We start from the raw sequence: 2,455 nt of genomic DNA on the forward strand, positions 1-2,455 counted from the left end.
AACCCTTATATAGAAAGGCATTTAGCGATTTTTGTCGATTGTTTTTGATCTAGAGCGAACTAATCAATTAAGTCTCTTACCAGATAAGGATTTAGTCGATTTATGACCCCCTATCGAACCATACCAAGTAACGAAGAACCACTTTTGAGCGACTTCGATAATAATAGGATTATTGGTGTGGAATTGTCCATAGGGAAATTTATAGTATAAATTGAGAGCGATCAGCAGCTCATCCCTTGTCCATAAATTCTTAGTCATAGCCCTTGGAAAATACCACCATCAGCCCTGAAATTACTGCTCAAATCAAATCGGGAAAAACTTCGCGCACTGCTGGATGAATTAACCGATGATTGGCGACATTTAACCCCTTAGCGAGGGAAACATCTTGATCTAAGGCTTTTACCCCATGGTCGGCTAATTTAATAACGTAGGGTAGGGTACTATTATTTAAAGCTTGAGTTGCCGTCCAGGGTACTGCTCCAGGCATATTAGGCACTCCATAATGTACTACTCCCGACTCCAGGTAAGTCGGTTGACTGTGGGAAGTGGCCCGCAGGGTTTCCACGCAGCCTCCTTGGTCCACTGCCACATCGACAATTACGGAACCAGGGTTCATTTTGGCGACTAAAGAGCGAGAAACCAGCGTCGGCGCTCGTTTTCCTAAGACTAGCACTGCCCCAATCAATAAATCGGCCTTAGGAACCACATTTTCTAATTGTGCCGAGCTACTATAAAGCAATTCTACCCGCGAACCGAATAAAGTCTCTAAATAGGCCAAGCGCTCGACGTTAATATCTAAAATAGTTACTTTTGCCCCCATACCGATGGCAATTCTGGCCGCTTCCGTACCCACCACACCACCGCCAAGGATAACCACTTGTCCGGGACTCACCCCGGGGAAACCCCCCAGTAAAACTCCCCTACCTCCCTGTTGTTTTTCCAGATAGCGGGCCCCAAATTGTACCGAAAGACGACCGGCAATAACACTCATGGGAGTTAAGAGAGGCAAACGACCATCGGCAAGCTCGACCGTTTCATAAGCGATCGCAGTTGTTCCCGACTCGATTAATGCTTCCGTTAAATAGCGCTCGGCCGCTAGGTGTAAATAGGTGAATAGGAGAGCTTCTTTATTTAAAAAGCCGTATTCTGTCTTAAGCGGCTCTTTTACCTTGACAATTAGCGGTTTATCCCAAACTTGGGCCGCTTTTTCCACAATTTTGGCCCCGGATTTTTGGTAATCTTCATCGCTGAATCCAGCACCCAATCCGGCGGCCGTTTCCACAAATACCCTGTGACCGCGATCATTGAGTACACGCACACTACTGGGACTCAAACCGACGCGAAACTCTTGATCTTTAATCTCTTTGGGAACACCTATTTCCATGGTTTGCTTCTGGGGGACTATTTCTAACTAGGGTATGCTGAAAAAGTTTTTCGGTGGGGGTAGGGTGTGGGGTGTGGGGTGTGGGGTGTGGGGTGTAGGGTTTTAGCCATTTTCAGGGGAAAAGTGCCTGAATTTTCCCCCAGATCACTCCAAGGGCCAGTACTTATCGAACAATGTTTTTAGATTTATTCAGCCAACCCTATAGTTGCGAGTTATCAGGCATACTATTGGGGAATTTTAGCGACTTTTTTGGTATTCTTCCAGCAAATCGATTAAATCTATCTGACATTTGCTGGGTAACAAATCTGCCAGGGAAACTTGCAGATGACCACCTCCGAGGGTGACTTTTATCTCCCGCAGGATAGACATGACTGCATTCTCACTTAAGCTGTCGTTTTCGAGCAAAGGGAAGACTTTTTCAGCAACGACGCTGTGTAAATGTGCTTCCCGGAGATAGAGATGCCATTTAGCCACGTCAATGTAGATATTGTCGCCGATTTGGGCCGCCAGATTTTCGATGTCCTGAGTTGTGTTAGCCATGGGATGTTACCGAGTAGTTAGCGATCGCCGCTATATAAATCAAATGTCCCACCAATAGAATAGCCCAAATTCCCGTGAACAGATTTAACCAAGTCCAATCGGAGAATTTAATGATATGAAAGAACCACAACCCTGAATTAATCGCTAAAAAACCCGCCACATGAACGGCGAAATTCATGCGATCATCTAAACGTCGGAAAGCGGGATCGTTTTTGCGGTCGGGTTGACGGGGCCAACGGGGAGGCATAAGCAGTGATCAGTTATCAATTATCAGTTATCAGTGTACCGTTTTTTTTAGCTAAGTAGGTAGGTGTTAAAAGTTCTCAGACACCCCCCTTATCAAGGGGGGACTAAGGGGGGACTAAGGGGGATCGGCACCCCCCTTATCAAGGGGGGACTAAGGGGGGATCGGCACCCCCCGTATCAAGGGGGGACTAAGGGGGGATCGGCCCCCCCCTTAGCAAGGGGGGACTACGGTGGGATCGGCACCCCCCTTATCAAGGGGGGACTAAGGGGGGATCGGCACCCCCC

Annotated in this window: 4 protein-coding genes; all 4 read right to left on the reverse strand. The window is 47.4% G+C overall.

Annotated features, from left to right (window positions below; translation table 11 throughout):
- Positions 1-63: 63 nt before the first annotated feature.
- The 4 genes from O9332_RS21665 to O9332_RS21680 all read right to left on the reverse strand — a co-directional run bounded on the left by O9332_RS21665 (position 64) and on the right by O9332_RS21680 (position 2,171).
- Complete coding sequence (locus tag O9332_RS21665) at positions 64-258, reverse strand: hypothetical protein (RefSeq protein WP_288027364.1); 195 nt, start codon at positions 256-258, stop codon at positions 64-66.
- 40 nt (positions 259-298) lie between these two features.
- Positions 299-1,384 carry an alanine dehydrogenase gene (gene ald / locus O9332_RS21670; RefSeq protein ID WP_288027362.1) on the reverse strand — a complete coding sequence of 362 codons (1,086 nt, stop codon included), beginning with the start codon at positions 1,382-1,384 and terminating at the stop codon, positions 299-301.
- 237 nt (positions 1,385-1,621) lie between these two features.
- The gene (locus tag O9332_RS21675; protein ID WP_002761852.1) at positions 1,622-1,924 is read right to left on the reverse strand and encodes a DUF3181 family protein; all 303 of its coding nucleotides are present in this window, start codon (positions 1,922-1,924) and stop codon (positions 1,622-1,624) included.
- The gene (locus tag O9332_RS21680) at positions 1,917-2,171 is read right to left on the reverse strand and encodes a hypothetical protein (protein ID WP_002761850.1); all 255 of its coding nucleotides are present in this window, start codon (positions 2,169-2,171) and stop codon (positions 1,917-1,919) included. The genes O9332_RS21675 and O9332_RS21680 overlap by 8 nt, the downstream gene beginning before the upstream one ends.
- Positions 2,172-2,455: the final 284 nt, after the last annotated feature.

This window comes from Microcystis sp. LE19-10.1B, from assembly GCF_027530565.1.
GTDB lineage: Bacteria > Cyanobacteriota > Cyanobacteriia > Cyanobacteriales > Microcystaceae > Microcystis > Microcystis aeruginosa.

Excerpts from the sequence above, each read along its gene's own strand:
- O9332_RS21680 (WP_002761850.1), bottom strand. The coding sequence starts at position 2,171 with ATGCCTCCCCGTTGGCCCCGTCAACCCGACCGCAAAAACGATCCCGCT.
- O9332_RS21675 (WP_002761852.1), bottom strand. The coding sequence starts at position 1,924 with ATGGCTAACACAACTCAGGACATCGAAAATCTGGCGGCCCAAATCGGC.
- ald (WP_288027362.1), bottom strand. The coding sequence starts at position 1,384 with ATGGAAATAGGTGTTCCCAAAGAGATTAAAGATCAAGAGTTTCGCGTC.
- O9332_RS21665 (WP_288027364.1), bottom strand. The coding sequence starts at position 258 with ATGACTAAGAATTTATGGACAAGGGATGAGCTGCTGATCGCTCTCAAT.